This window comes from Streptomyces sp. A01, from assembly GCF_059026195.1.
In genome coordinates this window covers 1-3073 of record NZ_JBWLKN010000077.1, presented here as the reverse complement: position 1 = coordinate 3073, position 3073 = coordinate 1, and the positions used below count along the sequence as shown (strand labels likewise).

The 3073-nt window shown below is 67.2% G+C and carries 1 protein-coding gene; it reads left to right on the top strand.

What is annotated here, in order from left to right:
• Positions 1-3073, top strand: a 3073-nt coding sequence (locus AC5P1B_RS35555; RefSeq protein ID WP_493892170.1) for a SpnB-like Rossmann fold domain-containing protein, incomplete at both ends; no start/stop codon positions are given.

Here is a 3073-nt window from a genome sequence, read left to right as displayed (position 1 = left end):
CCGAAGGCCACCACACCTTCATCGAAACCAGCCCCCACCCCATCCTCACCCACACCATCCACGACACCCTCGACACCACCACAGACACCAACACCACCACGGACACCAGCATCGCCGGTACAAGCACCACAGCAGCGGCCATCGAACCCCTCACCATCGGCACCCTGCGCCGCGACGAAAACGGCCCCCACCGCTTCCTCACCTCCCTCGCCCAAGCCCACACCCACGGCCTCCCCATCACCTGGGAACGCCTACTCCCCGAAACACAAACCCAACACATCGACCTGCCCACCTACCCCTTCCAACGCCAGCGCTACTGGCTGGACGCCCCCACCCACACAAGCGACGTCACAACCGCAGGACTACAAACCACCACCCACCCCCTCCTCGGCGCCGCGATCCAACTCGCCGACACCAACACACACATCCTCACCGCACGCATCTCCCTCACCACCCACCCCTGGCTCGCCGACCACGCAGTCATGGACACCGTCCTCCTCCCCGGCACCGCCTTCGTCGAACTCGCCCTCCACGCCGGCACCCAAACCAACTGCCCCCACCTCGAAGAACTCACCCTCCACACCCCCCTCACCCTCCCCCACCACACCGACACCCAACTCCAACTCACCATCAACCCACCCGACAACAACCAACGACGCACCCTCACCATCCACTCACGCGTTCAGGACCCCGTCGACGCAGAAGGGGACACTGATTGGCGCCAGCACGCCACCGGAATCCTGGCTACGGACAGCCCCGACGAGCGCGTTACCGGCGTCAGCGTCAATGAACCCTGGCCTCCCGCCGACGCCCAGCGGCTGCCGACTGATGACTTCTACCAACGCTTGGCCAGTCGCGATTTCGCGTACGGTCCCGTTTTCCAAGGTTTGACAGCTGCCTGGCGAAGCGGTGATGAAATCTTCGCCGAGGTCGCGCTTCCCGAGCACCACGCTCACGAGGCCAGCCACTACACCCTGCACCCAGCGCTGCTGGACGCCGCCCTGCACGCCGTCAGTTTTACCGTCTCGGATGAGGGCGAGTCGTCAGAGGCCGCGAGCCACGGCCGACTGCCCTTCTCCTGGGAGCGCGTCACCGCACACATCGCGGGCGCCGCCGCCTTGCGCGTACGGGTGACTCCCCGCGGCCCGGACGCTGTGGCTGTATCCATCACAGATCTCAGTAGCGCCCCAGTGGCCACCATCGGGCGCCTGGTCACTCGCCCCATTACCCCTGCACAGCTGGAGGCCACCCGTCCGGCCACCAGCGGTGACCATCTGTACCACGTGGAATGGACCAAGATCCCGAGCTCGTCGGACCTCGGCGTCGCCGAGAACGAGCATTGGGCTGTCGTCGATGCCGATCCGCTGGGGCTTGCCGTCGCGTTGTCCGGCACCGGTGTTCCTGTCGATACCCATGACGACCTGGCGTCCTTGATCCACACTCTGGACACCGGCGCACCCCCGCCACACACAGCGATCCTCAGCGTCCACCACTGGCACACCAACAACGAAGACCACCCCACCAGCACCAGCACCAGCACCAGCAGCGGCAGCGGCAGCGGCAGCGGCAGCGGCAGCGGCAGCGGCAGCCATCCCGCCGGAACGATCGCGGCAGCCCAGGAGACCGCCCAACACGTACGCACCGTGGCACACCGACTCCTGGCATGGGTCCAGGCATGGCTGGCCGAACCACGCCTCGCCGACACCCGCCTGATCATCGTCACCCAGCACGCGGTCACCACCGCCCCCAGCGACCCCGCACCCGACCTCGCCCACGGACCCGTCTGGGGCATGATCCGTACCGCCCAAGCCGAACACCCCCACCGCTTCCACCTCATCGACCTCGACACCGCGACGTCTCTTGCTATGGCCATCAGCGTCGCCCGAAGCGCCGACGAAACCCAACTCGCCCTGCGTGCCGACACTTTGCTCGCACCCCGGCTCGTTCGCACCTCCCAGGCCGATGCGCTCACCCCGCCCACCGACGGCTCGCACTGGCGACTGGACAGCACCGACAAGGGCTCCCTGGACAACCTCGCCCTCATCCCGTTCCCCCAGGCCTCCCAGCCACTGACCGCCGGACAGGTCCGCGTCGCGGTACACGCCGCCGGTCTGAACTTCCGCGACGTCCTCAACGCCCTCGGCATGATCCCCAACGCAGGCCCCATCGGCGTCGAAGGCGCAGGCGTAGTCCTGGAAACCGGACCAGAGGTGGACGACCTGGTCCCTGGCGACCGGGTCATGGGCCTCCTCCCTGGCGCCTTCGGGCCGGTCACGATCACCAACCGTCGCACTCTGGCGCCCATCCCGGACGGCTGGACCTTCCACCAAGCCGCCGCCGTCCCTGTCGTCTTCCTCACCGCGTACTACGCCTTGGTTGACCTCGCCGACCTCCGCGCGGGCCAGTCGGTCCTCATCCACGCCGGCACCGGCGGCGTCGGCATGGCGGCCATCCAACTCGCCCACCACCTCGGCGCCAAGGTATTCGCCACCGCCAGCCCCAGCAAATGGGACACCCTGCACGCCATGGGCCTGGACGACGACCACATCGCCTCCTCCCGCACCCTCGACTTCCGCCAGCACATCCTGACCACCACCGACAACCAAGGCGTGGACGCCGTACTCAACGCCCTCACCCACGACTTCATCGACGCCTCACTCGACACCCTCCCCCACGGCGGCCACTTCCTCGAAATGGGCAGAACCGACCTCCGCGACCCACAACACATCACCCAAACCCACCCCGGCGTCACCTACCACGCCTTCGACCTCGGCGACGCAGGACCACAACGACTCCAGACCATGCTCACCGACATCCTCACGCTCTTCGAATCCGGAGCACTCCAGCCACTCCCCCTCACCACATGGGACATCCATCGCAGCGTGCACGCCTTCCGGCACCTCAGCCAAGCCCGCCACGTGGGCAAGTTGGTTCTTACCCTGCCGCGATCCTCATCCTCGCCCGACCCCAACGGCACAGTCCTCATCACCGGTGGTACCGGCACCCTGGGCACCCTCCTCGCCCACCACCTCGTCACCCAACACAGCGCACGACACCTCCTCCTCCTCAGCCG